This is a genomic window from Embleya sp. NPDC020886, from assembly GCF_044333915.1.
Classification (GTDB): Bacteria; Actinomycetota; Actinomycetes; order Streptomycetales; family Streptomycetaceae; genus Embleya.
This window is the reverse complement of sequence record NZ_JBIRRX010000002.1, coordinates 233,807-260,215: the sequence shown is the minus strand read 5'-3', so window position 1 is coordinate 260,215 and position 26,409 is coordinate 233,807. Positions and strand designations below refer to the sequence as shown.

Annotated in this window: 17 protein-coding genes; 2 read left to right on the top strand and 15 right to left on the bottom strand. The window is 73.9% G+C overall.

The annotated features are described in order from the left end of the window. Positions 1–81: 81 nt before the first annotated feature. The 3 genes from ACH4U8_RS08010 to ACH4U8_RS08000 all read right to left on the bottom strand — a co-directional run bounded on the left by ACH4U8_RS08010 (position 82) and on the right by ACH4U8_RS08000 (position 12,439). The gene (locus ACH4U8_RS08010) at positions 82–1,647 is read right to left on the bottom strand and encodes an ABC transporter substrate-binding protein (RefSeq protein WP_395776148.1); all 1,566 of its coding nucleotides are present in this window, start codon (positions 1,645–1,647) and stop codon (positions 82–84) included. A gap of 125 nt (positions 1,648–1,772) precedes the next feature. Further along, entirely contained in the window at positions 1,773–8,477 is a 6,705-nt protein-coding gene (locus tag ACH4U8_RS08005) for a beta-ketoacyl synthase N-terminal-like domain-containing protein (RefSeq protein ID WP_395776147.1), read from the bottom strand. After that, the gene (locus ACH4U8_RS08000) at positions 8,474–12,439 is read right to left on the bottom strand and encodes an amino acid adenylation domain-containing protein (RefSeq protein WP_395776146.1); all 3,966 of its coding nucleotides are present in this window, start codon (positions 12,437–12,439) and stop codon (positions 8,474–8,476) included. Before ACH4U8_RS08000 ends, ACH4U8_RS08005 begins: the two co-directional genes overlap by 4 nt. Before the next feature lie 208 nt (positions 12,440–12,647). On the opposite strand from ACH4U8_RS08000, the gene ACH4U8_RS07995 reads away from it, so the two are divergent. Further along, a complete protein-coding gene (locus tag ACH4U8_RS07995; protein ID WP_395776145.1) occupies positions 12,648–13,091 on the top strand; it encodes a DUF6314 family protein in 444 nt (147 codons plus the stop codon). A gap of 84 nt (positions 13,092–13,175) precedes the next feature. Here ACH4U8_RS07995 and ACH4U8_RS07990 read toward each other — a convergent pair whose 3' ends face one another. The 12 genes from ACH4U8_RS07990 to ACH4U8_RS07935 form a co-directional block, all read right to left on the bottom strand. Next, positions 13,176–14,129, bottom strand: coding sequence for an ABC transporter permease (locus tag ACH4U8_RS07990; RefSeq protein ID WP_395776144.1), 954 nt, complete (start codon positions 14,127–14,129; stop codon positions 13,176–13,178). A 5-nt stretch (positions 14,130–14,134) separates the two neighbouring features. Then, positions 14,135–15,175 (bottom strand): ATP-binding cassette domain-containing protein, encoded by a 1,041-nt coding sequence (locus ACH4U8_RS07985; RefSeq protein WP_379991340.1) that lies wholly within the window; start codon positions 15,173–15,175, stop codon positions 14,135–14,137. Next, on the bottom strand, positions 15,172–15,600 hold the full coding sequence (locus ACH4U8_RS07980; RefSeq protein WP_395776143.1) for a lasso peptide biosynthesis B2 protein: 429 nt from the start codon (positions 15,598–15,600) through the stop codon (positions 15,172–15,174). Before ACH4U8_RS07980 ends, ACH4U8_RS07985 begins: the two co-directional genes overlap by 4 nt. Beyond that, positions 15,597–15,857: a lasso peptide biosynthesis PqqD family chaperone gene (locus tag ACH4U8_RS07975; protein WP_360311476.1), complete on the bottom strand. Its 261-nt coding sequence runs from the start codon at positions 15,855–15,857 to the stop codon at positions 15,597–15,599. Before ACH4U8_RS07975 ends, ACH4U8_RS07980 begins: the two co-directional genes overlap by 4 nt. An 11-nt stretch (positions 15,858–15,868) precedes the next feature. Next, positions 15,869–17,701: an asparagine synthase-related protein gene (locus ACH4U8_RS07970; protein ID WP_395776142.1), complete on the bottom strand. Its 1,833-nt coding sequence runs from the start codon at positions 17,699–17,701 to the stop codon at positions 15,869–15,871. 119 nt (positions 17,702–17,820) lie between these two features. Continuing rightward, the gene (locus ACH4U8_RS07965; protein ID WP_360311480.1) at positions 17,821–17,949 is read right to left on the bottom strand and encodes a lasso RiPP family leader peptide-containing protein; all 129 of its coding nucleotides are present in this window, start codon (positions 17,947–17,949) and stop codon (positions 17,821–17,823) included. A 352-nt stretch (positions 17,950–18,301) separates the two neighbouring features. Next, complete coding sequence (locus tag ACH4U8_RS07960) at positions 18,302–18,889, bottom strand: SDR family oxidoreductase (RefSeq protein ID WP_360311482.1); 588 nt, start codon at positions 18,887–18,889, stop codon at positions 18,302–18,304. Next, on the bottom strand, positions 18,889–19,611 hold the full coding sequence (locus tag ACH4U8_RS07955; protein WP_360311484.1) for an SDR family oxidoreductase: 723 nt from the start codon (positions 19,609–19,611) through the stop codon (positions 18,889–18,891). The genes ACH4U8_RS07960 and ACH4U8_RS07955 overlap by 1 nt, the downstream gene beginning before the upstream one ends. Continuing rightward, positions 19,608–20,384 carry a creatininase gene (locus ACH4U8_RS07950; RefSeq protein ID WP_360311486.1) on the bottom strand — a complete coding sequence of 259 codons (777 nt, stop codon included), beginning with the start codon at positions 20,382–20,384 and terminating at the stop codon, positions 19,608–19,610. The genes ACH4U8_RS07955 and ACH4U8_RS07950 overlap by 4 nt, the downstream gene beginning before the upstream one ends. Further along, entirely contained in the window at positions 20,381–21,283 is a 903-nt protein-coding gene (locus tag ACH4U8_RS07945; RefSeq protein WP_395776141.1) for an NAD-dependent epimerase/dehydratase family protein, read from the bottom strand. The genes ACH4U8_RS07950 and ACH4U8_RS07945 overlap by 4 nt, the downstream gene beginning before the upstream one ends. Next, positions 21,280–22,707 (bottom strand): APC family permease, encoded by a 1,428-nt coding sequence (locus ACH4U8_RS07940; protein ID WP_395776140.1) that lies wholly within the window; start codon positions 22,705–22,707, stop codon positions 21,280–21,282. Before ACH4U8_RS07940 ends, ACH4U8_RS07945 begins: the two co-directional genes overlap by 4 nt. Positions 22,708–22,778: 71 nt before the next feature. Further along, entirely contained in the window at positions 22,779–24,452 is a 1,674-nt protein-coding gene (locus tag ACH4U8_RS07935; RefSeq protein WP_395776139.1) for a thiamine pyrophosphate-binding protein, read from the bottom strand. Between the two features lie 261 nt (positions 24,453–24,713). Here ACH4U8_RS07935 and ACH4U8_RS07930 point away from each other — a divergent pair, with 261 nt between their 5' ends. Beyond that, the gene (locus tag ACH4U8_RS07930) at positions 24,714–26,399 is read left to right on the top strand and encodes a helix-turn-helix domain-containing protein (protein ID WP_395776138.1); all 1,686 of its coding nucleotides are present in this window, start codon (positions 24,714–24,716) and stop codon (positions 26,397–26,399) included. Positions 26,400–26,409 lie beyond the last annotated feature (10 nt).

Sequence of the window (26,409 nt, the reverse complement as noted above, 5' to 3'; positions counted from 1 at the left end):
GACCGTGGCCCCCACCGGCGGGGGCGCCGCTCGGGCGGACCGGCGACCGCCGGCCGCGACGGGCGGGTCACGATCACCGGTTCACCGGTCCAGCCAGACCGTGTCCAGGAGGAACCGACCGAAGCCGGGAGCGGTGGGCATCCCGTGCACGGCTGCGGAGGTGAGGTCGAGCCCGTCCCCCAGACCCCAGACGAGATAGCCGCCCTCCGCCCACAGTTCCTTCTGGAGCGCGCCCAGCCGGGTCTGCCGGACCGCGTCGTCCCGGTTGCCCATCGCCTCGCGGAAGCCGCCGTCCCACCCGGGTCGGCGCCAGGCACTCTCGTTGCCGGGCGAGGTCGACAACAGCGTGACGCGGGCGACGTCGGTGAACGGGATGCCGCCGAAGTAGCCGGTGTAGAAGTCGGCGGTACCCCAGACGGCGGTGAAGTAGGTGTCGGGCGGCTCGTTGCGGACGGTGACCTGCACGCCGATCTCGGCGAGTTGGCGGGCGTACAGGGTCGCGGCGGTATCCATGCCCGGATAGGAGGTGGTGGTACGCAGGGTCACCCGTAGTCCGTCCGGATGTCCGGCCTCGGCGAGCAGTTGCCTGGCTCGGGCCAAGTCCCGGGGCCGCTGGGCCAGATCCTTGGGGTACGAGGGGTCGTACGGGGTCGGCAGGTCGTTGCCGATGCCGCCGAAGCCGAGGAAGACGGTGTCCACCAGGGCCTTGCGGTCGGCGGCGAGCTTGAACGCCTCGCGCACCCGGGGGTCGTCGAAGGGTGCCCGGTCCAGGCGCATGACGAACGGGTAGGCGGTGACACCGGTCCGGCGGACCACCCGGGCACCGGTCCCGGCGGTCTTCGCGGCGGCGGGGCCGACGCTGCCGGCCGCGTCGACCTGTCCGGAGGTGACGGCCGCCGCGCGCGCCTGGGGGTCGGCGACGGCTCGGATCTGTATCCGGTCCGGGTGCGGACTCGGGCCCCACCAGCGGGTGTTGCGGCTCAGCGTCGTGGTCTGCGCGTCGGCCGCATCCAGCCGGAAGGGGCCGGATCCTGGGGCCGGCCGGGCGAAGTCGGTGGTGCCGTCGGGCACCACGAAGGTGACGGATTCGAGCGCCTCGGGGACCAGGGCGTCCGGTGTGCGGCTGACCAGGTTCACCGTGTGTTCGTCGGCGGCGGTGGAGGCTTGCGTGTCGAACTGGGCGAGTCTGCCGTAGTTTTCGGCCGCCTTGCTCTGGATGCGGCGCAGCGAGAACAGCACGTCCGCGGCCCGGACCGGGCGCCCGTCGGTGAACCGCGCGTCGGTGCGCAGGTGCAACGTCCACCGAGTCGCCGACGGGTCGGCGTCCCAGGACGCGGCGAGCCGGGGCGCGGCGCGGCCGTTCGGGCCGGGCACGGTCAGCACGTCGTACATCAACGCGAAGCGTTGTACGTCGGACTCGTTGGCGAGCCCGCCGTGTGGGTCGTTGCTCGCCGTGGCCGGGCTGCCGGCGAGGGCGTAGCGCAGTGTGCCGCCGGCGCGCGGTGCGCCGACGGGATCTGCGGCTTCGGGGGCGGGCGGGTCGGACCGGGTGGAGCAGGCGGCCAGGAGACAGGCCGCGCCGGCGAGGTGGACGAGGGTACGAGCGGCGCGGCGTGGGCCGGCCGCCCGGGAGCGGGCGGTGCGCATGGGGTCCTCTGGTTCGGAACGGGATCGGAAACATGGCTGCGTACGAACGCGGGTGCGTACAAAGGTGCACGCGCGAACCGGAACGGAGCCGGACGAGATCGGGCGGGCGCGGGAAGAGCGCAGCCTCAGTCCTTCGTGCGCTCCCCGGCGGCGCCGGGTTCGACCGCCGTCGGCAGGTCGCGCAGCGCCCGGTCCACGAGCGCGACGATGTGGCCGAGGGCGGGCTCGCGCAGCAGGGCGTAGTGGTGGGCCTCGACGTCGACACAATTCGGTGGTGTGCTCAGGAAGGGCGTCCAGCCGAGGTCGGCACCGCCCGGAACGTCGTCCACGCCCATACCCGTTCCGCTGTTGCGCGGGGATCGTCGCGCGGCGCGCACGATGAGCGTGTCGGTACCGGCGTCCTTCAGCGGGTGGGCGGTGTGGCTGCCCAGCAGGCGCAGGTGGCGGGTGAAGACCTCGATGCGCTCGGCGGCGGTGTCCCGGACCCCGAGCAGGCCGGCCGCGCGCAGTCGGCGGGTGGCCTCGGGAATGCGCTCGGCGGGCGGTAGGGCGGCGAAGTCCGGGGCGGTGTCGAGGCCGAGGTCGAGGTCGAGGAACGCTTCGAGCGAGGAGAGATAGCGCAGGACCGGTTCGGTGTCCCGGGTCTGTTCGGCTTCCTCGGGGAAGGTGTGGATGTGGTCGGGCAGGTTGGAGTCGAGGAGGACGAGCAGTTCGACGCGCTCGCCTGCGTCGTGCAGCCGGCCGGCGATCTCGTGGGCGAGGATGCCGCCCATCGACCAGCCGCCGAGGGCGTAGGGTCCGCGTGGTTGGCGGCACCGGATCGCCCGGAGGTGGCGCTCGACCAGCGCCTCCGGAGCGACGGGCGCCTTGGCGCCGACGAGTTGTGGGTCGGTCAGGCCGATCACCGGGCGGTCGGTGGTCAGCCGTCGGGCCAACTCGCCGTAGCACAACACGTCGCCGCCGGACGGATGGATCAGGAACAGCGGACGCGGATGCGCGCCGGCGCGCAACACCAGCGCCACGTCGTCGTCGCCTTCGACCGCAACGGGTGCCGTTGCCGCGACGGCTGCGACCGGTTCGTCGCCCCACGCCGTCGGATCGTCCGCGAGTCGGCGCACCGCCGCCACGTGGCGGGCGAACGCCGCGTCCACGTCGGCCGGTTCGAGGAGGTCCTCGGCGGCGTCCCATTGCAGCAGCAGGGCGCCGCCCTGCTCGAACGCCTGGTGATCCAGCCACACCTGCGGCGTCTGGCTCACCCCGTGTACCGGGGTGCCGATCCAGTCCAGGTCGTGGCCGCCGTCGAGCACGTCGGCCAGGCCCAACGCGCTGGTGAACACGACGGGGGCGGTGTGCAACCGTCCGGTGCGGGCGGACTGTTCGGCCAGCACGTCCAGGGCGCCGAAGTCGCGGTGGTCCAGGTCCGCGAACAACCGGCGCTGTGTCGCCTCGGCCCGATCGGCGAACGGCGGCGGCGGCGTGGGGTGTCGGCTTTCGTGCAGCATGAGCGTGGTGAAGTCGCCGACCACCCGGTCCACATCGCGGTGGATCGTGGGCCGGTCGAACAGGGTGAGGTTGACGCAGAACCGGTCGCTTCCGGACCAGTGGGCGAGGGTGTCGGTGTAGGCGGCCAGGAGTACGGCGGTGGGTGTGAGTCCTCGGCGGGCCGCCGCGGCGCGCAGTCGGTGCCAGGTCTCGGGGGCCAGCCGGGCGGCGCGGCGCATGAACCGGGGCGGTTGCCCGGTCGTCGTCTCGGTCCGGTGCCCGAGCGCGGGCGGTCCCGGGAGGTCGGCGAGCCGAGCCCGCCAGAATTCGCCGGCGGCGTCGAACGAGGGACCGCTGCGCCGGCTTTCCAGGGCAGCCGCACAGGTGGCGAAGTCGAGTGCCGGTAGCGGTAGTTGCTCGTCCGGATGGTCGTGGAAGTGTTTGATCTCGCGGTCCACCAGCAGGTAGCTCGCGGTGTCGCAGACCAGGACGTCGAATCCGGTGAACAGTCGGATCGCGCCGTCGGGCAGCCGGGCGGCGGTCACGTCGAACAGCGGCCAGCGGTCGGGGCGTGGTGCGCGATGGGAGAGCCGTGCACGCAACTCGCCCAGTTTGCCGTCTCGTTCCGCCTCGTCCAGGTGGGTGAGATCGTGCACGCGGATGCGGTATCGGGGCACCCGGTCCAGGATGCGGTTGCGGCCCTCGGGGGTGATCACGGCGCGCAACATCGGGTGCCGGGCGATCACCCGGTTCAGCGCTTCCTGGTAGCGCCGCACGTCCAGGTCGGGACAGTGGTGTTCGAGGAAGAAGTGGCACGCGGTCCCGCCGTGCCGATATCCCCCGCCGCCGCCGACCCAGTAGGCGTGCTGAACCCGGGTGAGCGGAAAGTCGCGCACCGCGGCCGACGCCCGGGGGCGAGGCGGCGGGAGATCGGCGGGCACGGCAGACGCGTCCGACGGGGGCGACTCGGGAGGCGTCGCGCCACCCGATGGCATCGGGGTGCGGTCGAGGAGGCGGGCCAGGCCGGCGGCGGTCGGGTGATCGAGGAGATCGGCCAGGCGCAGGCGTACGTCGAACGTGTCGTGTACCCGGGCGAGCATGCGGGTGGCGAGCAGCGAGTGTCCGCCGAGCGCGAAGAAGTCCGCGTCCGGGTCCGGGACGGTGAAGCCGAGCAGGTCGGACCAGATCGCCGCGATGGTGTGTGCTCGCGGATCCGCCCGGCGGCCGGACTCGGGCACACCCGGTGACGAATCCGCGGGCGCGGACGCCGGCACGATCGGCGGCGTGGCATCGTGTCGCAGCCGGGCGGCCAGGTCGGCCGGGGAGACGGCGACCACGGCCGGAGCCGTGTCGTCGGCCGCTGCGGCAAGCAGCAGGTCCAGGGCGCGGGTGCCCTCCTCGGCGCCGAGGGAGTGGGTGGCGGCGACGACACGTTCGCGGCCCGCGGGTCCGACCCGCCAGCCGTCCCAGGCGACACCGAGCCAGGTGGTGTGCGCGTCGGTGTGTCGGGCGGCGGTCGCCTCCAGTGCGCGGTTGGCGGCGGCATACGGGCCCAGGCCCAGGCCGCCCACCGCGGCGGTGGCGGAGGACATCACCAGGACGGTCGGCGGGCGCAATGCCTCGGGGAGGTCGCCGATGGCGGTGTGCAGGGCGTCGGCGGCGCCGACCTTGGCCCGTACGTGGGCGGTGATCGTCGCAAGGTCGCTCGCCCGCAGCGGTGCGATTCCGGCGGACGCGACGACACCGGCGGCGTGCACGACGAGTCGGGGCCGACCGTGTCGTCGGCCGACATCGTGCAGGAGCCGGTGAACGGCAGCCGAGTCCGTGGCATCACAGACGACGATCTCGACCTCGTGCCCACGCCCCCGCAGCCGCTCGACCCAGGCCCGACGGTCCCGCACGTTGCCCTCGAACACGGCGCCCGGTCCCGAGTCGGCGTCCGCCGGGTCGGGTATCCCGGTGCGAGAGGTGAGGAACACGCGGGCCCGGTGGGTGTGGGCGAGGTGTTCGGCGAGGGTGAAGCCGACGTCACCCAGGCCGCCGAGGATGACGACGGTGTCGCCGGGGGCGATCGCCGGCGTACGGTCGGTGGGGTGCCAGGGGGCGAACGAGCGGACCCGGCGGGTCCGGCCGCGGACGGCGATCTCGCGCGCGTTGTCGCCGGTGCGCAGGTCGGCGGCCTCGTGGGCGAGCGTGTGCATCGGGTCGTGCGGGCCGAGGTCCAGGGTGCGCCAGCGCAGGCCCGGGGTCTCCTGGGCCAGCACACGCGGTAGCGCGCGGATCGCGGCGGCGGCGGGATCGAGCGGGTCGGTGGTCTCGACCCGTTCGCCGTGTCGGGTGAGCACGATCAGGCGGGTGGGAGCCTGCGCCCGAGCCGCCAGGGCGGCGGCGAAGCGGGCGAAGGCCCCGACGGCGGCCGTCACGGCGGCTGCGCCGTCGTCCGCCACCGATTCGACCTCGTGGACGAAGACCACGCCCGTGCAGGGTCGTTCGTCGACGATCGTGGTCGTTTCGGCGCCGGCTGCCGCAAGGGCACGACGGGCCGCGTCGGCGGCACGGTCGAGCCGGGCCCGACCCTCGGCCGCGGCGGCGCCCGTCGCACCGGCCACGATCCAGCGTTCCCCCTGGAGCGTGGAGGCGGCCGTCGGAGTGCTCTCGTGCCACACGGGGAGCTGGAGGAGTAGGTCGCGCCGCGGCGGTGTGCGGTCGGTGGGTACCGGATCGATCCACAGTCGGCGCGGGCGGCTGGGGTGTCCGGGCAGGGTCACCCGGCGACGTCCCGGACGGTGCAGGGCGCGGGCGTCGAGGTCGATGCCGTGGGTCCACAGGCGCCCGGCGGCGGCCAACAGCGCGGCCCGCTCCGCGCCTTCGTCGGCGCTGCCGAATCCGGCCAGGGCGGCGAGCAGCGTGGACGGTCGTTGTCGGCGTGCGGCCAGGGCGAGTTCGCCACCGGGGCCGACCTGGAGCAGAATGCCCGCCCGGTCGCCGACCGCGGTGCGCAGCGCGCGCGAGAACAATACGGTGGAGCGCAGGTGGCGGACCCAGTGTTCGGGGTCGGCGCGTTCGTCGTCGCGCAGTTCCGCACCGGTGACGGTGGTGATCAGCGGAACGCTGCCCGGTGCCGGGCGCACCCGACGCGCGGCGGCGCGCAGGTCGGGGAGTGCGGGATCGACCAGGCGCGAGTGGGCCGCGGCGTCCAACCGCAGTTGCGTCGCGTCCACCCCGCGGGCACGCAGTTCCTCGTGCAGGGCCAGGATCGCCTCGGCCGGTCCGGCGAGCACGCACGCGTCGTGCGCATTGACCACGGCCAGGTCCAGTTGCGCGTGCCGGCGGGTCAGGTGTCGGGCCTCGGCCTCGGACAACTGCACGGCGAGCATCGCGCCCGCGCCCGCCGCGGCGGCCATGCCCGCGCAGCGCACGGTGACCAGTTCGGCGGCGTCCGGCAGGGTCAGGATGCCGGCGGCGACCGCGGCGGCGTACTCGCCCAGGCTGTGCCCGAGCACCACGTCGGGTTCGATCCCCCACGAGCGCAACAACCGCGCGGTGGCCACCGAGACGGTGAACAGCGCGGGCAGCCCCACCCGCGGATCCCGGGCGGCTGCCTGCGCGGTCGACCGGCGTGCGTCCCCGAGCAGGAGGTCGCGCACGGGGCCGGCGAAGTGGGCGGTGCAGGCGTCCACGGCGGCGGCGAACTCGGGTTCGTCCCGGTAGAGTTCGGCGCCCATTCCGGCGTATTGGGCACCCCCGCCGGGGAAGGCCAGGATCAGTCGCGGGGGCGCGGGTTCGACCTCGTGGGCGGTGGCCGCGCGCAGCGCCGCGGCGGCGCCGGCGGGGTCGGCGCCCACCGCCGCGACCCGGTGGCGCAGGGCGGGACGGCCGGTGTGCAGGGTCGCGGCGATGTCCGGCAGGGCATCCGGATCGGCGGGGTCGGCCAGCACCTCGGCGAGGGCGTCGACCGCCTCCGGAAGGGCGGCGGCGCCGCGGGTGGACAGCAGCACGAGTTGGGGTCGCGGGTCGGGCGTGGGCGCGGTGGGGGTCGGTGCCTGGCCCAGCACGATATGGCAGTTGGTGCCCCCGATCCCGAAGGCGCTCACCCCCGCATGCCGAACTCCCGGCCACGGTCGGGTGGTGGTGGCGAGGGTGAACGGCGAGCCGGCGAGCTCCAGGGCGGGATTGACCGGGTGGCCGTGCAGGGATGCCGGGATCACGCCGTGCCGCACCGCCAGGACGGCCTTGACGAAACCGGCGATCCCCGCGGCGGAATTGGCGTGCCCGATGTTGCCCTTGACCGAGCCGAGCGCGCACCACGCGGGGCCGGTGGCGCCGAACACCCGCCGCAGTGCCGCGACTTCGACCGCGTCGCCGAGCGGCGTGCCGGTGCCGTGGGCCTCGATGCAGCCGATGTCGGTGGGTTCGAGGCCGGCGACGGCGAGGGCTTCGGCCACCACCTGGGCCTGACCGCGAGGGGACGGTGCGGTGAAGCCGGCCCGGTCGGCGCCGTCGTTGTCGACGGCGGATCCGAGCACTACGGCCAGGACGCGGTCACCGGCCGCCACGGCGTCCGCCAGACGGCGCAGCACGACCGCGCCCACGCCCTGGCTGTGCACGATGCCGGTGCCCCGGGCGCTGAACGGGCGTACCTGCCCATCGGCGGAGAACATCGCGTCGGGCACGTGCAGATACCCGCGGCCCTGCGGCACGATCAGCGACACCCCGCCGGCGAGCGCGGTGTCGCATTCGCCGGCGAGCAGGGCCTGGGCGGCGACGTGCACGGCGACCAGAGACGTCGAGCAGGTGGTGTTGACGGCCAGCGCGGGGCCGGTGAGGCCGAGCCGGTGGGCGACGTGCAGCGGGAGGTAGTCGGCGACGCCGGCCATCGCGGCCTGGAGGCTGCCGATCGGGTCGACCCCGACGCCGCCGGGATCGTGCCGGTCGCGCAGGTTGTGCGCGAGGTAGGCGCTGTGCGCGGATCCGGCGTAGACGCCGACGACTCCGGCGTCGGTGCCGGCGCCGTGACCGGCGTCGTCCAGTGCCCGGCGGCAACATTCGAGGAACAGGCGCTGTTGTGGGTCGGCGAGTGCGCCTTCGGCGTCGGTCATGCCGAACAGGTCGGGGTCGAACAGGTCCTGGCCGTCGATGACCGCGCCGACGGGGACATATCCGGGGCGGCGCAGCAGGTCGGCCGGGACACCGCGGTCGGCGAGCTCGTCGGGGGTGAACCGGGTCAGCCCTTCGCGGGCGTCGAGCAGCAGGTCCCAGTAGGCGTCCGCGTCGGGTGCGCCGGGGAATCGGCAGGCCAGGCCGACGACGGCGACGGCCGGCGGGGAGGCGGGGGCGGAATGGCTCATCGGGAGATCTCCTGGGCGCGGGCCCGGGCGGTCAGGCGGGACGGGCGGCCGGACGCGACGGTGTGCGCGGTGGTGGGGGTGGATCGCGCCGGCGCGGCGCGGCCGATCCGGATCGCGAGGGCGTGCGCGGTGGGGTGTTCGAACAGATCGACCACGGCGAGATCGCCGGTGCCCAGGGCCCGGAGCCGGCGATGGGCGCGGACCAGGTCGAGCGAGGACGCGCCCAGCACGAAGAAGGACGTGTGCGGTTCGACGGGTCGATCCAGCAGTTCGGTGAAGACGTCGACGACCGTGTCCAGCATGGCGGGGTCGATCCGGGTCGGCCGGGTGGCGGGCGGGGTGGCGATGGCCGGCTCGGCCGTCGGCACCTCGATGGCGGGCGCGGTGTCCTCGGTGCGAGCCCCGGTCGGATCCGCCGGGATCCGGAAGGCCACCAGGGCTCCGGCGTCGGGGATTTCGGGGGTCACGGTCAGGTCGTGTTCGTCCGCCTGTTGCCGGCGGGCCCGGGCCCAGTCGGCCGCGGCGTGCAGCGCGTCCAGCGGGTCGAGTGTCGCGCCCTGGGCTCGACGCACCGTCAGGGTCGGTTCCAGGCCCAGTCGGTGGGCGTGCGCCACGGCGTCGCGCAGCCACGCGGTGGGATCGGGGTCGGCGGTCGCCTCGGACGCGTCCGGAGGGGCGGCCGCGGGCGGGCCGGCTTCGGCCAGCGCCGCATGGTCGATCTTGCCGTTCGCGGTGACCGGCAGCCGGTCCAGGACGACGTAGCGGGTCGGGATCATGTACGCGGGCAGTCGCTCGCGCAGCGACCCGGTCCAGCCTCGTTCGGTGTCGGCGTCGGGGCGTCGGCCGGGTTCGGGCACGACGTGGGCGATCAGGCGCGGTCGTCCGTCCGCCGTGCGTACGGCGGACGCGACACACTGCCGCACGCCGGGCTCTCGGCTCAGGACCGCCTCGATCTCGCCCAACTCGATCCGGTGGCCGCGGATCTTGACCTGGCGGTCCACCCGACCGAGGAATTCGATCGTCCCGTCCGGGCGCCAGCGGCCCAGGTCGCCGGTGCGGTACAGGCGTTCGCCCAGGTGCGGGTGGAACACGAAGCGCTCGTCGGTCTGTTCCGGGTCGGCGACATAGCAGCGGGCCAATCCCGCGCCGCCGATGTGCAGTTCGCCGTCCTGTCCGAGCGGGACCGGGGTTCCGTCCGCGGCCAGGATGCGAAAGCTCTGTCCACGCAGCGCGCGGCCGTAGGGGATGCTGGTCCAGCTCGGATCGACGTGTTCGACGGGGTGGCTCACCGACCAGATCGATGCCTCGGTGGCCCCGCCGAGACCGACGAATCGGGCCTGGGGTGCGAGCGCGCGCAGGCGGTCCGGCAGGGTGATCGGGATCCAGTCGCCGGAGAGCATCACCAGCCGCAGGGACCGCAGTTGCCGGCGGGTGCGATCGGGTTCGAGTTCGCCGTACTCGACGAGCATCTCCAGCAGCGCGGGGGCGGTGTTCCACACGGTGACGGCGTGCTCGTCGGCGAGGTCGAGCCAGTGTTCGGGATCGCGTGCGCGGTCGGGTTCGGGCAGTACGAGGGTGCCGCCGGCGCCGAGCAGGCCGAACACGTCGAACACCGACAGGTCGAAGCTCAGCGCGGACAGGCCCAGGACCCGGTCCCGGGGCCCGATGCCGAAGCGCTCGACGATGTCGTCCACGGTGGTGCGAGCGGCCCGGTGCTCGATGGCGACGCCCTTGGGCGTGCCGGTGGAGCCGGAGGTGAAGACGGCGTAGGCGAGGTCGTCGGGATTCGGCCGACTGCCCACGGCCTCGGGGAGTTCGCCGGCCTCCGCCGAATCGGGGCCGGTCGCCTGGTTCGGCGCGACGATCACGATGTCCGCCGGCCACGCGGGCGCCGCTTCGGGCTCGGCGACGGCGTGGGTCAGGCCGGTGCGGGCGCAGACGGAGGCGACACGCGCGGCGGGCCAGGTCGGCTCCACGGGTACATACCACGCGCCGAGCGCGCCCACCGCCAGAACGGCGGTGATCCGGTCGTGGCCCTCGTCCAACGCGACGGCCACCGGCGTGCCGGCCACGACCCCGCTCGCGGCCAACCTGACGGCGAAGGCCTGTACCCGCGAGGCGAGTTCCCCGTGGTCGAGCCGGCCGGCGCCGAGCAGTGCGGGGGCGTCGGGGGTACGGCGGGCGGCGGCGATCCACGGGTCGTCCAGGAGTGGGCCGGCGGCCGGGAACGGGTTGGGGGCGGGCGGTTCGTCGGGGAGGAACGCGGGGTCCGCCGCGAGGGTCGGAGCGGTCCAGGCGGCCGGTTCGGTGAGTCGACGCAGCAGTCTGAGCTCGGCTGCGACACACTCGCGGACCCATCCGGGGGGCAGCGCGCCGTCCACCGTGTCCCACGCGATCCGCAGCGCTCCCCCGTCGTCGCGCACGATGTGGTCGAGCAGGACCTGCGGCGTCTGCGAGATCGCGTACACCTCCTCCCCCAGCCATGCGGTCACCGGGCGATCACCGTCGGCGAGGCCGATGCCGCTGGTGAACACGACCGGGTGGGTGGGCGTGCCGCCGACCCGGCCCCCGCGGCGCAGCACCTCCACGCCGGAGACGGCGCGGTGTTCGAGGTCGGACCAGAAGCCCCGGTTCACCTCGCCGGCCCAGTCGGCGAACGTCCACGGTCGGGACAACTCGGGCAGCGGCGGCTCGACCAACACGGTCGTGGTGAAGTCCCCTACCACGCGCAAGAGTTCGGGATCGTCCGGGCGGTCGAACAAGGTGGTGTTGAGACAGAACGGTGCGTCCGCGCCGCGCCGGTTCAGGGTCAGCGCGAACGCGGCCAGCAGTACACCGGTGGGGCTGAGTCCGTGTTCGGCCGCGCGGGATCGCAGCCGGGTCCATTCCGCGGCGCTCAGACCGTCCTCGTGCCGGGAGAAGCGTGGCGGTCCCGGTGCGATCGCCCCCTCGGTCCACGGCAGGGCGGGGCCCGGCGGCAACTCGGCGGCGCGGCCCGCCCAGTACGCACCGGCCCGCTCGCGCCGCCGCAACTCCTCCGGATCGGCCGCTCGTTCGCGCAGCACGGTGCCGAAGTCGGTGGCGCAGGGCGCGGGCAGCGCGCCGGGATCGGCGACGAGCGCCCCCCACTGGCGCATCACGAGCAGCCAACTCGTCATGTCCAGCGCGAGGACGTCCATGCCCACGTACAGCCGCATGCCGCCGTCCGGGAGCAGCGCGGCGTGGATGTCGTACAGCGGCCAGGTGTCGGTGGGAAGGGTGCGATGCGAGTGCTCGGCGCGCAGCCGGGCCAATGCGACGGCCCGTTCGTCGGCGCCCGCGGCGCGCAGGTCGGTCCGCCCGATGCGGTAGGGGCCGGGGTCGGCGAGCACCCGTTGCATGCCGTCGTCGTCGACGATCGCGCGCAGCATGGGATGCCTGCGGACGAGCGTGTTCCAGGCGCCTTCGAGCCGGGTCAGGTAGCCGTCGTGGTCGCCGTCGGACAGGACCCGGTGGAATTCGTGGAAGTAGAAGGTGGCCACCCCGCCGAGCGGAAACGAGGGATCGCGGCCGACCCAGTAGGCCGACTGCACCGGCGTCAGCGGAAAGGCGTCGGGAGGTGGGGCCGGGCGGCCGGTTCGGGCCGGCCCGCCCGGTTCGGCGGTCTCCGCGGGTGGCGTCGATCGGGTCGCCGGGTCCACGACGAACGGGTGTGGCAGGCGTGCGGCCAGCGAGCGGGCCGACGCCTCGCCCAGGAAGTCGGCGATCGGCAGGTCGGCCCCGGTGCGTTCGCGCAGCCGACGCCGCAGTCGTACGGCGGTGAAGGACTCCAGGCCCAGTTCGGTCAGCCGGACGTCGGGGTCCACCCCGGCGCCCGCGTCCGGACCGCCGTCGGGGCCGGCGTCGATCCCGAGCACCTCGGCGACACAACTCGCGACGGCGGATATCGGATCGAGGTGGACGGGCGTGGCGGACCGAGGCATGGGCTCTCCTGAGCGGACGAAACGAGGCGGCGGGGCAGGACGGCGGCGAGCGGGCAGGCGTCACCGCGCCCGGACGGCACGGGCGGAACCGAAATCCCCCGCGGGGTGCGCTCATTTCTATCACTATTGAAAATGATTTCCAATACCGATTAGCGATCCACGCACACCCTCCCCCGCCCGGGCCGGCCGGGCGGGGGATCATGGTCGGATGCCTTCCGTTTCCGTTGCCGACACCGCCGCCTACCTGCTCGGGGAGTGGTCGATCGAACGCACCGTGGTCGACGAGCGCTCCGGCGCGCGGGGCACCTTCGTGGGTACCGCGCTCTTTCGGCGGGTGGGCGGCGAGTTGCTCGAAGTGGAGTCGGGCGACTTCGTCTGGGGCGGGATCGGCAATCCGGCGACCCGCACCCACCGACTGGTTCCGCACGACGACGGCACGGTGGACGTGCTCTTCGCCGACGGCAGGCCCTTCCACCACCTCGACCTGCGCACCGGCCACTGGCACACCCGGCACCCCTGCGCCGCCGATCGCTACGACGGGGAGTTCACCGTCGTCTCGCCGGACGAGTGGCACCTGTGCTGGCGGGTGTGGGGGCCGGCGAAGACGCAGTTGTTGACGTCCGTCTACCGGCGCGGCCGCCGCACGGCCTGAGCGGCCGACCGCGCGGGACGGCGGGCCCGCACGGCCCGCGCCCGGTCGTGGTCCGTCCCGTCCCGGTCGCGACGGACCGCGCGGCTACTCGGCGCGCGCGAAGCGGCGCGTGGCCAGGGTCAACGCCACCAGCGCCGCCACCGCGAGGAAGGCGACCTCCAGCAGGACCGGCGGCGTCCACCCCCACCACTGTGGCCCCGTCGCCACGCCGCCGGGCGTCGCGACATCCCCGGGCAGCGTGCGCCGCAGCGCGTCGACGCCGTAGGTCAGGGGGTTGACCAGGACCGCGCCACCGAGCCAGCCGGGCAGCCCGCGCGCCGGGAACATCGCGCCGGACAGGAACAGCAGCGGCATCATGAACATGCCGACCACCACCTGGAAGGTCTCGATCCGCCGGATGCACACCGCGGCCAGCACACCCAACGCCGTGAAGGCGAACGAGATCAGCGCCAACTCCAACAGCACCAGCAGCAGTTGCGGGGTATAGGGAACCCCGGCCGCGCCCGCGACGGCCAGGACTAGGGCGCCGTGGGCCGCGCCCGTGGCGGCTCCGCCCAGACAGATGCCGGTCAGCAACACGCCGCGGCGCACCGGCGCGACGAGCATCTGCCGCAGGAATCCGGCCTGTCGGTCCCACACGATGGTGACCCCGACGGCGATCGCGGGCGCCTGTACGGCCATGATCAGCACACCCGGGAACAGGTACGCACGGTAGTCGCCGAGGCCGTCGGACGAGTCGCCGACCAGGGAATTGAGCCCGGTCCCCAGAATCAGCAGGAACATCAGCGGCGTGACCAGCCCCATCGCGAGCCGGACCCGGTTGCGGGCGAACCGGATCATCTCGCGCTGCCACAACACCCGCACGGTGCGCAGGTCCCGCGCGAGGGCCGATCCGGCGGCTCGGGCGACCATCGACTGTTCGGGCTCGGGCGGTTCGGGCCCGGGTCCCACGGACTGCGGTCGTACCGGCGCGAACGTCACCGGCTCCGACCGTTCGGGTCCCGTCGTGCCGGCGGTCTCGATCTCGATGTGGGCCATGGGTGCTACCTCCTCGGTCCGAAGCCCTGCGGCACACCCGCAGCCGCGCCCGCGCCGCCGTCGGCCTCGCGGATGGTGCGCCCCGTGTAGTGCAGGAAGACGTCGTCCAGAGAGGGCGGTTTCACGTGCACCGACCGCACCGGCACGCCGATTCCGGCGCACAGGCGCGGCACGAACGCCGCGCCGTCCGCCACCCGCAGCCGCAGACCCCCTTCGTGGGCCTGCGTGACCAGGCCGAACCGCTCCCGCACGGCACGCGCGGCCCGTTCGTCGTCGGCGGTGTGCAGCGTGACCAGGTCGGCGCCCACGATCGCCTTGAGCGCGGCGGGTGTTCCCTGCGCCACCAACTCGCCCGCATCGATGATCGCCATCTGGTCGCAGTGCTCCGCCTCCTCCAGATGATGCGTTGTCAGGAAGACGGTGATGCCCTGCTCGCGGCGCAGTCGGTGCAGGTGCTCCCACACGGCCGCGCGGGTCTGCGGATCCAGTCCGGTGGTGGGCTCGTCCAGGAACAACACCCGCGGCGCGTGCAGGAGCCCCCGGGCGATCTCCAATCGCCGGCGCATGCCGCCGGAAAGCGTGCGCACGGGCGAGTTCGCGCGCTGCGCCAGATCCACCAACTGCAACAGCGCCGGGATCGTCGTCCGCGAACGCCGGCGCGGCACGCCGAACAGGTCGGCCTGGAACCGCATGTTCTCCTCGGCGGTCAGATCCACGTCGAGCGTCGACTCCTGGAAGATCAGCCCGATGCGCCGCCGTACCTCGTCCGGTTGCGTGCCCACGTCGCAGCCCGCGACCTGCGCCCGGCCCAGCGTCGGCCGCACCAGCGTGCACAACATGCCGATCGTGGTGCTCTTGCCCGCGCCGTTGGGACCGAGGAAGCCGAAGATTCGGCCCGCCGGGACCTCCAGGTCCAGACCGACCACGGCCTCGGTATCGCCGTAGAGCTTGCCCAGGCCCTCGGTCCGGATCGCCGTCCCGTCGCCGGCGGCTTTGTGAACGGGCGTCCCGGAGAGCGCATTTCGCCGCGCTGCGGTGACACTCACGACGACCTCCCGACGGGTCGGCGCACGCTCAGCACGGTATGGAACAACGCCATGTCGCCGCTCTCCCCGATCGGCGTGCCCGCCGCCTCGACCCACGCGTGCGCCCGGAACGGCTGGGTGCGCACTCCCGTACACCAGTCCGGCACCGTCCCCCGGATCCGGCACAACAGCACCGTGGCCACCGACCGTTGCAGGCAGCCCTGTCCGGCGCAGCGCGCACTGACCGACACCACGGCGTGCCGCGCCTGGGTCGCCTCGGCGACGCCGGCGGGTCGGGCGCCCAGGCTCACCACCCGCAACACCCGGCGCAGTCGACGCGGCGGGAGCAGTGCCAACGGGCGGGCCACCGCGACCGCCAGGCGCGCCGTGACGTGTCGGTGCCAGACCAGGGGGATCGGCTGTTCCGCGATGACCGGCATCGTCATGACGACACCACCAGACGAGCCTCGCACAGGGCGCGCAGCAGGTCGCGGACGTCCGTGTCCGCCTGGGCCGCGGCGGCCGGGGACTTCTCCGCCAGTCGGGCCGCCACGCCGGCCGCGGAGTGGCCCTCCAGGAGCAGGCACAGCGTGTAGGCGCCGGTCCGGTTCAACTGCCAGTACCGGCCCTTGCGTTGGTCGAGCAGCACGAGCCCGTCCGACACTTCGGTGCTGGTGACGTGCGGAGCCAGGGTGATGGTCATCGGAAGTCCTCCTATCGCGACGCGAGTTGTGGTTCGCACGCTTCGACGGAACGCAGCCAGCTCTCGCAGGCCAGGGTGTTCTCGAACCGGGCCAGTGGCGCGGTGTCGGGACTGGGGGCGAACAGCGCGGCGCGCAGGGCATCGGCGTCGACCAGGCCCAGCCGGGCCAGCCGCAGGTCCGCGCACCATTCGGCGACCCGGTGCCGGTTGTGCTCCACGGCCGCGTGGAACTCGGCGCTGAAGTCGCCCTTGCTGCGCCGCGCCAGGAGTTCGTCCGGGACCACTCCGCGCAGCGCGGTGGTCAGGATCGGCTTGAAGCCGCCGCGCACCATGCGGTCCTCCGGTCGGACCGACAGGACCGCCTCGACGACCCGGTCGTCCAGGTAGGGTGCGGCCAGGTCGATGCCGTGACGGGACAGGATCCACCCCATCTCGCGGATCGCGGCTCCCCCGTGCAGGACCCCCTCGACGAGCTGATGCCGGGAGCGGTCGGGGTCCAGCGGCCGGGGGCCCTGCGCCGCGGCTTCGAGCAGCAGTCGGCGCACGGTCGCGGCGGCGCTCGGGGACACCCAGGCGGGCAACCGCGGTTCGGGGGCCCAGCCCATGAAGACCCGCGCCGGCGGCGGTGCGGGGGCGGTGATCCGCTGCGCTCCGGTGCGCAGGGCGCCGGCGAAGGATTCGTTGTCGATCAGGCCGCGCAGGGTGGGCAGCAGGCCCCAACGGTTGAGCGCGCGACAGCGCAGCAGCGCCGGCACGCCGGTGCGCGGGCGCCGGCGGACCAGGGTGCGCAGGTGGGCGGGCGTGACGGAGAACAGTTCGTCGCCGCCGACGCCCATCAGGTGCACGGTGGCACCGCGGGCGGCGGAGTCGCGGGCGACGTACTCCATCCGGGCCAGGTTGCGACTCCACGGGAGCGGACCCTGCGCGTCGAGGGCGTACTCGGCCCCCGCGTGCGGGTCCCCGCTCTCGTCGAGCCAACCGGGGCCGTCGGTCGGGCCGCCGGTTCGGTGGTGGGCGGTGGGCAGCAGGGCCGCGGCGCGTTCGGCCCACCGGGTGTCGTCGTTGGCGGGGTCGAGGGGCTGCCAATGGTGGGTGAGCAGCGTGCCCTCGCCGGCCGCGGCGACGAAGCACAGGGCGGTGGAGTCCAGTCCGCCGGACAGGTCGGCACTGACCGTGCGCCCGGGCGCGGTTCGTACCGCGACGGCCTCGCGAATCGCGTCGCGCACGCCGGCCGCCGCGTGCCGCAACGGGACTTCGGCGGGCGGCGGCTGCCACCAGCGCACGGTACGGGCGGCGCCGTCGGTGTCGATGTGCAACCAGCAACCCGCGTCGAGTTGCCCGACACCGGTCCAGACCGTGCGGGTGGTCAGTGGCCAGGGCGCGCCGGGGGCCAACAGGCGCAGTGCCAGGGCCTCTTCGTCCAGATGTGCCCCGACCAGGTCGGCCGGCCGCCTGGGTCGGTCCGCGGCCACCGTCACGCCCGCGACGCGGGTGTGGAAGATCTGTCGGGTGCCGGCCAGGGCGCCCTGGGCGCGGATCCGGCCGTCGATCGAGGCGAGCAGGTGGATGCTGCCGGGGAGGGTGCGGGCCAACTCGTCCAGGTCGTGGGGCGACTCGGCCCGGGCCAGCGTGCGGGTGGCCGCGGCGATGTCGAGGCGGGTCCGCCCGAAGAGCACGAGGCGACGGGTGCCGGCGACGACCACGGTGATGTCGTCGTCGCACCAGTGTCCGATCAGCCACGGTCGGCCCGACGCGTGTGCGATGCAGCGCCACGGTGGTGGTCCGGCGTTCGCGACGGCGATCGGGGCCGGCACCGAGGTATCCGGAAGGATCAGGAATTCCATGGCCTACTCCCAGGCGTGGTGATCCGGTGCGGTGTCGGCGAGATGGGTGGCGCCGGGTGGCGCGGAGGCGCACGCGGCGCCTCCGCACCGGTCCCCCGGCGACCCGCCGACCACGAACGTCAGCAGGCGAACGGCGTCAGACCGCCGAAGATGTCCGAGGGGCAACCCCACCAGACGCCGAGGGTGAGTTCGGTGAAGTCGCCGATCTCGACCAGCGCCGGGGGCTCGTAACTGTCGTCGTACGTCATGATCTTCTCCATCCCTTGCCTACTACGGATGCCACGGAGGGACGTTGTCGACGGAATCGACATCCCTCCTCGTCCGGACATCGGTCACGCTAGGCCGCCCCATGTCCCAAGCACCCGGGCCACCGGTCCCATCCAGGTCCCACACGACCGCCCGACCCACCCCGCGGCACGGGCACCGGTGCCAACGTCGTGCACGAGGGCGGGGCGCGGCGGCACGGGGGCGGCACCGGCGACGAAGCCGACGCGACGGCCCACCCGGCAACCACGCCCGGACAGGCCGAAAGACGCGACACCACCCCGAACGCGCCGGCACGGCGCGTTCGGGGTGGTGTCGCGTTCGAGGACGGGGGGGTCAGGGGCGGGTGCGGATGGTGCCGCCTGTGCAGGGGATGATCTGGCCGGTCAGGGAGGGCAGATGGGGGTTGGCGAGGAAGCCGATGGTCTCGGCGATGTGGAGGGGTGTGGGGGTGGTGAAGCCGGGTTCGGGTGGGGCCGAGACGGCGGCGGCGTTGACCGCGATGTGGGCCGGCCCCAGTTCGCGGGCCAGCGACTTGGTGAGCGCGATCGCCGCCGCGCCCACCGTCGCGTCGACGGTGGCCCCGGCCGCACCGGCCAGACCGCGCGCGTCGAGCACGAGCACGATCCGTCCCCCGCCCGCGCCGGTCAGCTCTCGTCCCGCCGCTCGGACCAGGGCGAACAGCGCGGACAACCGGCCCTCGACCTCGGCCCACCAGGTCTGTGGGTCGATGTCCGAGAAGGCGGCGGCCGGCCGCGGCGCGGTCGAGCCGATCACGAAGAGGTCGGGCGCCGGCCGCAGCACACCGTCGGGTTCGACCCGCGACGAGGTCACCCGGGCGCCGCGGGCGCGCAACACCTGTGCGGTGGCCCGGTCGAGGTCGGCCGGCAGGCCCACGAGCACGGCGTGGTTCGAGGAGTGCATCAGATCACCGTTCCCGCGTTGGGTGAGACGACCTGCCCGGTGAGCGCACCGCGGCCGGACAGCAGGAAGGCCGCGGTGAGCGCGATCTCCTCCGGTTGCACCAGCGCCCCGGTGGGGAGCGTGGCCAGGTAGGCCGGGTCGCGCCAGACCGTGCCCGCGGCCAACATCGCGGTGTCGGTGGGACCGGGGGCCACCACGTTCACCCGCACGCCGTCGGGCGCCAGCTCGGCCGCCAGTGCCCGGGTCAGCCCGAGCAGGGCGCCCTTGGCGGTCACGTAGTGCGCGGCGTCCTCGCCCCCGGCGATGGCCAGTTCGGAGGCCACCGCGACGATCGCCCCGCCACCGCCGCGCACCATTCCCGGGAGGGTGGCCCGGGTCAGATGGTGCAGTCCGCCGAGGTGGACCCCGAGCATGCGCCGGAAGGCCGCGCCCGAGATCGCGTCGAGCGGGATCTCCTCGACATAGCCGGCCGCGCTCAACACCCCTACGGGTGGCCCGAGTTCGCGGCCGACCCGGTCGACGAACCGCGCGACGGCGAGCGGGTCCGCGACATCGACCACCGCGTCGAGGTCCGCCGCGTCGCCGACCCGGAGGTCGCAGCCCGCCACCAGCCAGCCCTGCCGCCGCAGTTCTCGCACGCAGGCCAGTCCGATGCCGGCCGCCGCGCCGCTGACCACGGCCACCGGCGCCGGCCCCTGCCGCTCCCGACCCGGCGTGCTCATCGGCCCCGCCCCGCGTGCGGGCCGAACTCGGCCTCCACCACCGCCGCGAGCGCGTCCGTGGTGCTCGTGAACAGCGCCTCGCCCAGCTCGGCCGAGCTGCCGTGCGCGGTGCGCAACACCCCGGAGGGGTCGACCAGGCCCGGCCGCTCCGGCAACACCGTGTACGGGGGCGGGGTGATCGACACGGTCAGCGGACTGATCGCGTCGGCGCGCACCCGAGCCGGGTCCAGGTGCATCATCAGCGACGTCTCGACGACACCGGCGTGCTCGGCCTCCCAGCCGGGGAATTCGCCCGCGAAGATCGAATCCAGCGCGTCCGCGCCGACGACCTCCCACCAGTTCACCACCAACACGGTTGCCTCGGCCCCGCGTTCGAGCGCCAGGTCGACCCCCTCGACGGCCGGTGCGGTGTTCTCGAAGTGGCCGTTGACCAGCACGATCCGCCGGTGTCCGTGCCGGGCGTAGTTGACCACCAGGTCGGCGACGAGCGCGCTGTGCGTGCCGGCGGTGAGCGAGACCGTGCCGGGGAATCGTTCACCGCCGCCGCTGATCGGCCGGGATCGGGAGCCGTAGGTGAATCCGGGTGCGACCAGCCCGCCGGTGCGCGCGCACGTGGCGGCGGCGAATCGCTCCGCGATGTGCGTGTCGGTGTCCACCGGCAGGTGCGGGCCGTGTTGTTCGATCGAGCCGAGCGGCAGGAACAACACCTCGTGCGCCGCCCGTTCGGCGATCTCGGGTCCGGTCAGGTCGCGCAGCCGGGTCCGGTCGGTCATGGGGTCCTCCGCTGGTCGAGGGTGACGGTGTAGGCGTGCCGGGCGATCAGGTCGGCGAAGCGCCCGCGCGGCGCCCAGCCCAGCGCCGCACGCGCGCCGTCGGTACGCACCGCGCCGGCGTGCGGGTCGCGGGCGAAGCGCTCCGAGTCGACGTCGGCGGGCAACTCGCCCACGTCGCGGGCGTACCAGTCGAGTGTGGGGTCGGGGTGCGCGCAGTCGTCGGCGGCGAGCAGATACGGCCCGAAGCCGGGCGCCGGGGTCTCGACGGCGGCCCGGAAGGCACGCGCGAGGTCCTCGGCGGTGATGTAGTCGTGCAGCGTGCGCGGGCCGTCCGCCGACGGGTGCACGAAGGTGTGCAGGTTCTCCGGGAAGACCACCGCGCACGGACGCAGGCACACCACCTCCGGCCCGCTCGCATCGGCGAACCCGCGCGCGATCACCTCGACCAGCGCCTTGCTTATGCCGTACGCGTCCACCGGCCGGATCGGCTCGTCGTCGTCGATCGGCAGCCGGATCGGCGGCCGGTCGGCGCCCGGTTCGTGCAGCCCGGTGGCGGCGATGCTGGAGCACACCACCACCCGGGCGACGCACTGTTCGCGGGCGGCCTGCAACACGTTCCAGCAGCCCACGGTGTTCACCCGCACACAGGTGCCGGCGTCGTCGACCAGGTCGTAGTCGATCCCGGCGAGGTGGACCACCACGTCCGCGCCCGCGAACGCCGGAGCCAGCGTGGCCGGATCGAGGATGTCGATGCGGCGGTACCCGACGTCCGGGCCGCCCGCGAGCGGGGTGAGGTCGGCGTTGAGCACGTCGTGCGCGTCGGCGAGTTCGGCCAGGACGTACCGGCCGACCCGACCGGAACCGCCGGTGACCACGACCCGCAGGCCCTTGGCGTTCATTCGGACACCACCCCGTTCACGGACGCCGGCGACTCGTCGTCGAGCCCGCGCCGGCGCACCAGCAGCAGGAACACGCCGGCGACCATCCACACGACCACCACCGGCAGCGCCCACACGAACGGGCTCTCCGGCAGCGGGTCGAGCGACTCGTAGGCCACCAGGATCAGCGCGGCGCTGCCCAGGAACGGCACCACGGCGTGCTTGACCGGGTGGAACTCGTGCCGGGCCATCGTGCGATACATCCGCCACACCGCGACGCTGCCCATCACGTACACCACGGCGAGCGCGAAGGTGAACATCAGCCCGGTGAACGCGTAGACGTTGTACAGACCGACCGTGGCGATCATCGCCAGTCCGACCACGACGTTGATCACCGTCTGCGCCCCGATCGCCGCGGCCGGCGTCTGATGCCGACTCAGCCGGGCGAGCGGCCCGGGCAGCGCGCCGGATCGGGCCATCCCGTACATGAACCGGGCCGAGGCGTTCATGCAGGCGATGGCGCCGCCGATGATCGAGTTGAGCAGGGCCAGCAGGGCCAGGAACCACAGCGCGCCCCAGTACTTGTGGGCGAGCACGAACACCGGGATCTGCTCGGAGTCCACCAGCCCCTGGATGTCGCGCGTACCCCAGCCGGCCAGTTGCCCCCAGGTGGTCAGCACCACGAACACGCCCAGGATGACGATCGAACCCAGCACCGCCCTGGGGATGTTGCGACGCGGGTCGGAGGTCTCCTCGCCCAGCGAGGCCGCCGCGTCCCAGCCGGTGTAGGTGTAGATGCTGAACACGAAGCCGAGGAAGAAGCCGTTGCCGGTGGGTGCCCCGCTGCCGGTGAGCCAGGACAGGCTGGTACCGCCGTCGCCGGGTTGGCACAGACCCCACACGGAGAGCGCGACCATCACCACGATCTCGAACACGCCCAGTGCCACGGTCACGCCCACGGCCAGTTCGACGCCCTTGTAGGCCAGGGCCGCGATGGCCACCAGGAGCAGCATCATCGGCGCCCACCACGGCACGTCCCAGCCGTATTCGCTCAGCAGCACCCGGTGCAGGGTGGAGCCGAACAACCCGCACAACATCGCGGTGGCGACCGGATAGAACAGCAGGTACGCCCACGCGGCGAGGAATCCCCAACGCGGGCCCAGCAGTCGACTGACGAAACTGTGGTACGTCCCCGCAGAGGTTATGTGCCGGGCCAGTTGGGCCAGCGTGTAGCCGAGCAGGTAGGACACCACGGCGGCGAGCAGCACCACCAGCGGGCTCGCGGTGCCGGCGGTGCCGGCCAGGAAGGGCACGGTGAAGGCCACCGTGATGGCCGGCGACATCGTGGTCACCGACTGCATGATGGCGCCGGGCAGGCCGATGGCGTTCGCCTTCAGGCCGGGGGCGGCCGGCTCCCCCGCCGGGAGTTGTTCTTCGGTTCTCATGGTGGTGCTCCTCGCCTGGCCGGGGCCTGGTCTCGGGTGCGTGGGGTCGGTGCCGATGCCGGGGTGCGTGCTCATCGGCCCTCGCTCCCTCGGGTGTGGGTGGGGGCGAACATCCGAAGCAGGGCCGGGAGTACGACCACCCGGGGGCCGGGTGCGGCCAGTGCCCGGGCCAGGTCGCGGCCCAGTCGGGCGGGGCTGCTGAGGGTGGCCGGGACACCGAAGGCTTCGGCGAGCCGGACGAAGTCGGGACGGGCCAGTTCGGTCCCGGTCGCCGCGCCGAAGGTGTCCGTCATGTACTCGCGCAGGATTCCGTAGCCGCCGTCGTCGACGATCAGCCACGTCACGTTCAGGTTCTCCTGGCGGGCGGTGGCCAGTTCCGCGATCGAGTACATCGCGCCGCCGTCGCCGGAGACCGCCAGCACCGGGCGGGTGGGATCGGCCGCGGCGGCGCCCAGCGCGGCCGGATAGGCGTAGCCGAGCCCGCCCGCGCCCTGGGCCGAGTGCATCGTGCCGGGGCGCCGGGCGTCCCAGGCCGACCAGGCCCAGTAGCCCAGGATGGTCATGTCGAAGAAGGCCGGCGCGTCGTCGGGAAGCGCGGCCCGCGCCGCCGCGAGTACGCCCTGTTCCAGGTCCAGGCCCTGTTCCGCGATCCGCGCGGCGACCCGGTCGCGCAGGGCGCGGGCGATCTTGGCGCCCGGTCCGGGCGAGCGGGGCGACACCGAGTCGCCGAGCACCGCCAGCGCACTCCGGGCGTCGGCGTGGATGCCGAAGGCGGGATGGGCCGCCTCCAACTTGCCCGGGTCGGCCTCGATCTGGATGATCCGGCCGCGTGGGGCGAGCGTGTGGTAGTTGCTGGACAGTTCGCCCAGTCCGGAGCCGACCACGAGCAACACGTCGGCGTCGTCCAGGAGTTCGGTGGTGTGCCGGTCCTCCAACCAGGACTGGAGGGAGAGCGGGTGCTCCCACGGGAAGGCGCCCTTGGCGCCGAACGTGCAGGCCACCGGCGCGTCCAGGAGCCGGGCCAGGCGCAACAGTTCCGCGCTCGCGCCGGCCCGGAGCACGCCGCCGCCGGCCAGGATCACCGGCCGTTCGGCGGCGACCAGCATCGCCGCCGCCTCGGCGAGCAGTTCGGGTCGGGCGCACGGCACCCTCGGGCGCACCCGCAGCCCGGTCACCCGGGGCACCTCGGTCGGGGCGAGCAGCACGTCCTGTGGGATCTCCACCCACACCGGACCGTACGGCGGGGTCAGCGCGGACTCCCAGGCCGCGGCCAGTGCCGAGGGGATCTGCGAGGCCGCGCCCACCAGGTGCACGGACTTGACCACGTCGCGAAAGCTCGCCTGCTGATCGAGGAGTTCGTGCAGGTAGCCGCGCCGCCTTCGGCCCAGGCCGGCCGAGGGGATCTGGCTGGAGACGGCCAGGACCGGCACCGAGGCGGCGGCCGATTCCTGCAGGGCGGGCAGCGCGGTCAGCGCGCCGGGGCCGGTGGACAACAGCAGCGGGGCCACGGTGCCGGCGGCGCGGGCGTAGCCGTCCGCGGCGAAGCCCGCGTTGTTCTCCACGCGCAGTCCGACGTATTCCAGCGCGGAGCGGCGCAGCGCGTCGAACAGTCCGAGCGCGTGCTGGCCGGGCACCCCGAAGACGCGGTCCGCGCCCAGGTTGACCAGGGATTCGACGACCAGGTCGCCGCCGTTGCGTGGGACGTGGGCGGGGTCGAGGGGGCCGCGGGCGGTGGTGGAACTCATGGCGGAGGACCTCGCGAGGACGGCAGGAATCGCCTGCGGAGCGGGAAGGTGCGAAGGATGGGTGCGGCGCGGGTGCGGCTCGGGGCCGGGGCCGCGGGCCGAGGCGGCGCGGTGGGCGATGGTCGTCGGGCCGGGGTCGGCACGTCGGCCGTTCGCCGTATGGGTATGAACCTACGTCCGGGTGCGGACACCGGTGAAGTGGCTCTTTCGTCCATTATCATGATTCAAAATAGATGAATCGTCCGGCCAGGAGGTGTTGCCATGCCGTCGGTCGACTCCTCTTCCGCCGCCCCCGACGTCCCGGACCTCGCGGCCGGTCCCGATGTGCCGAGCGTCCCGCTGAGCGTGTTGCTCGCCGATCCGACGCTCGGGCTGCGCCAGATCGCCGGTCCGCGCGAGGATCGGCCGGTGTCCACGACCGGGGTGACCGAGTTGGAGGATCCGACGCCGTATCTGATCGGCGGCGAACTCCTGCTCACCGCCGGGGTGCCCCTGCCCAAGACCGCCGAGGGCATCGACGCGTACGCCGGGCGGATCGCCCGGGCGGGTGCCAGTGCCCTGGGCTTCGGTCTGGTGCCGGTCTACGACGAGGTGCCCGCCGCGTTGGTCGAGTCCTGCGATCGGCACGGGCTGCCGTTGTTGCGGGTGCCCGACGGCACGCCGTTCGTGGCGGTCAGTCGGGCCGCGCACGCCGCGATGACCGAGTCGCGGTATCGGGACCTGCGCCGGATCAGTCGGGCCCAGGGCGCGCTGGTCACCGCGGCGGTGCGGGCCGACGCGCTGCGGTCGGTGCTCAATCGGCTCGCCGTGCAGTTGGACGCGTGGACCGTGCTGCTGGATCCGGCCGGCAACGAGTTGGTGGCCGCGGGGGCGCGGCCGGGGCCGGCCGCGCCGGAGCGGCTGCGCGCGCTGATGGTGCGCACGATCGCGCAGTCGCGCGTCGGCGGGTCCGGGCGGGGGCGGCTCGCGCCGACCACGGCCGCGGACCACCACGACGGGCTGCATCTGACCGTGCACGCGCTGCCCGGTGCCGAGGGCGGCGCGGCGCCGCCCGCGATCGGGGTCGTCGCGGCCACCGCGCCGACCGCGGTCCAGCACTCGGTGACCGCGGTGGCGGCGGTGTTGTTGTCGCTGCTGACCAGTCCTCGCCATGCGCTCGGCGGCGACAGCGACAGTTCGGCCGCGCTGGTGCGGCTGATGCTCGGCGAGTCGCCGCAGGAAGTGGCCGCGCTGTTGCTGCCGGCCGCGCCGGGCGCCGGCTGGGTGGTGGTGCGCGGTCGGCTGGGCCGACCTCGGTCGGGTCCGGCGGCGGGCGCGGGGGCGGGCCGGGATCCGGTGCAACTGGCCGCGTTGGGAACCGCGTTGGGCACGCCGTATCTGGATCTGCGCGGCCGGGACGTGTACGCCCTGGTGCCCACCACGCCCGGGGCGCCCACGGCGGATCCGGCGGCGGCGCACCGGCTCGGCTGGACGCTCGGTTTCAGCGCCCCGTCCGCGACGGCCGACCTGGCGGTGGCGGCCAATCAGGCCGAACGCGCGCTGCGGCACGCCCTCGCGGCGGGGGTGCCCGCCGGGCGGCACCGGGACCAGGACCTGAGCGTGCACTCGCTGGTGCCCGCCGCCGACGCGACCGCGCTGGCCCGCGCCCGGTTCGCGGCCCTGGCCGGCGCGCCCTCGCCCGGATACCACGTGCTGTTGGAGACCCTGCGCAGCTGGCTCGCCCACCACGGCAGTTGGGATCGCACCGCGACCGCGCTCGACCTGCACCGCAACACCGTCCGCCAGCGCATCGGCCGGATCGCCGAGTTGCTCGACCTGGACCTGCACGACCCGGACGTGCGGATGGAACTGTGGTTCGCGTTGCGCTGGTTGCCGGGCGAACGACCGGCCGGCGAGTCGCCGGGCCCGTCGGCGACGCCGCCGCCACCGGACGTCGAACCGGGGTAGGTCGGCCCGG

Coding starts and splice junctions, on each gene's coding strand:
- ACH4U8_RS08010 (WP_395776148.1), bottom strand. CDS start 1,647: ATGCGCACCGCCCGCTCCCGGGCGGCCGGCCCACGCCGCGCCGCTCGT.
- ACH4U8_RS08005 (WP_395776147.1), bottom strand. CDS start 8,477: ATGAGCCATTCCGCCCCCGCCTCCCCGCCGGCCGTCGCCGTCGTCGGC.
- ACH4U8_RS08000 (WP_395776146.1), bottom strand. CDS start 12,439: ATGCCTCGGTCCGCCACGCCCGTCCACCTCGATCCGATATCCGCCGTC.
- ACH4U8_RS07995 (WP_395776145.1), top strand. CDS start 12,648: ATGCCTTCCGTTTCCGTTGCCGACACCGCCGCCTACCTGCTCGGGGAG.
- ACH4U8_RS07990 (WP_395776144.1), bottom strand. CDS start 14,129: ATGGCCCACATCGAGATCGAGACCGCCGGCACGACGGGACCCGAACGG.
- ACH4U8_RS07980 (WP_395776143.1), bottom strand. CDS start 15,600: ATGACGATGCCGGTCATCGCGGAACAGCCGATCCCCCTGGTCTGGCAC.
- ACH4U8_RS07975 (WP_360311476.1), bottom strand. CDS start 15,857: ATGACCATCACCCTGGCTCCGCACGTCACCAGCACCGAAGTGTCGGAC.
- ACH4U8_RS07970 (WP_395776142.1), bottom strand. CDS start 17,701: ATGGAATTCCTGATCCTTCCGGATACCTCGGTGCCGGCCCCGATCGCC.
- ACH4U8_RS07965 (WP_360311480.1), bottom strand. CDS start 17,949: ATGACGTACGACGACAGTTACGAGCCCCCGGCGCTGGTCGAGATCGGC.
- ACH4U8_RS07960 (WP_360311482.1), bottom strand. CDS start 18,889: ATGCACTCCTCGAACCACGCCGTGCTCGTGGGCCTGCCGGCCGACCTC.
- ACH4U8_RS07955 (WP_360311484.1), bottom strand. CDS start 19,611: ATGAGCACGCCGGGTCGGGAGCGGCAGGGGCCGGCGCCGGTGGCCGTG.
- ACH4U8_RS07950 (WP_360311486.1), bottom strand. CDS start 20,384: ATGACCGACCGGACCCGGCTGCGCGACCTGACCGGACCCGAGATCGCC.
- ACH4U8_RS07945 (WP_395776141.1), bottom strand. CDS start 21,283: ATGAACGCCAAGGGCCTGCGGGTCGTGGTCACCGGCGGTTCCGGTCGG.
- ACH4U8_RS07940 (WP_395776140.1), bottom strand. CDS start 22,707: ATGAGAACCGAAGAACAACTCCCGGCGGGGGAGCCGGCCGCCCCCGGC.
- ACH4U8_RS07935 (WP_395776139.1), bottom strand. CDS start 24,452: ATGAGTTCCACCACCGCCCGCGGCCCCCTCGACCCCGCCCACGTCCCA.
- ACH4U8_RS07930 (WP_395776138.1), top strand. CDS start 24,714: ATGCCGTCGGTCGACTCCTCTTCCGCCGCCCCCGACGTCCCGGACCTC.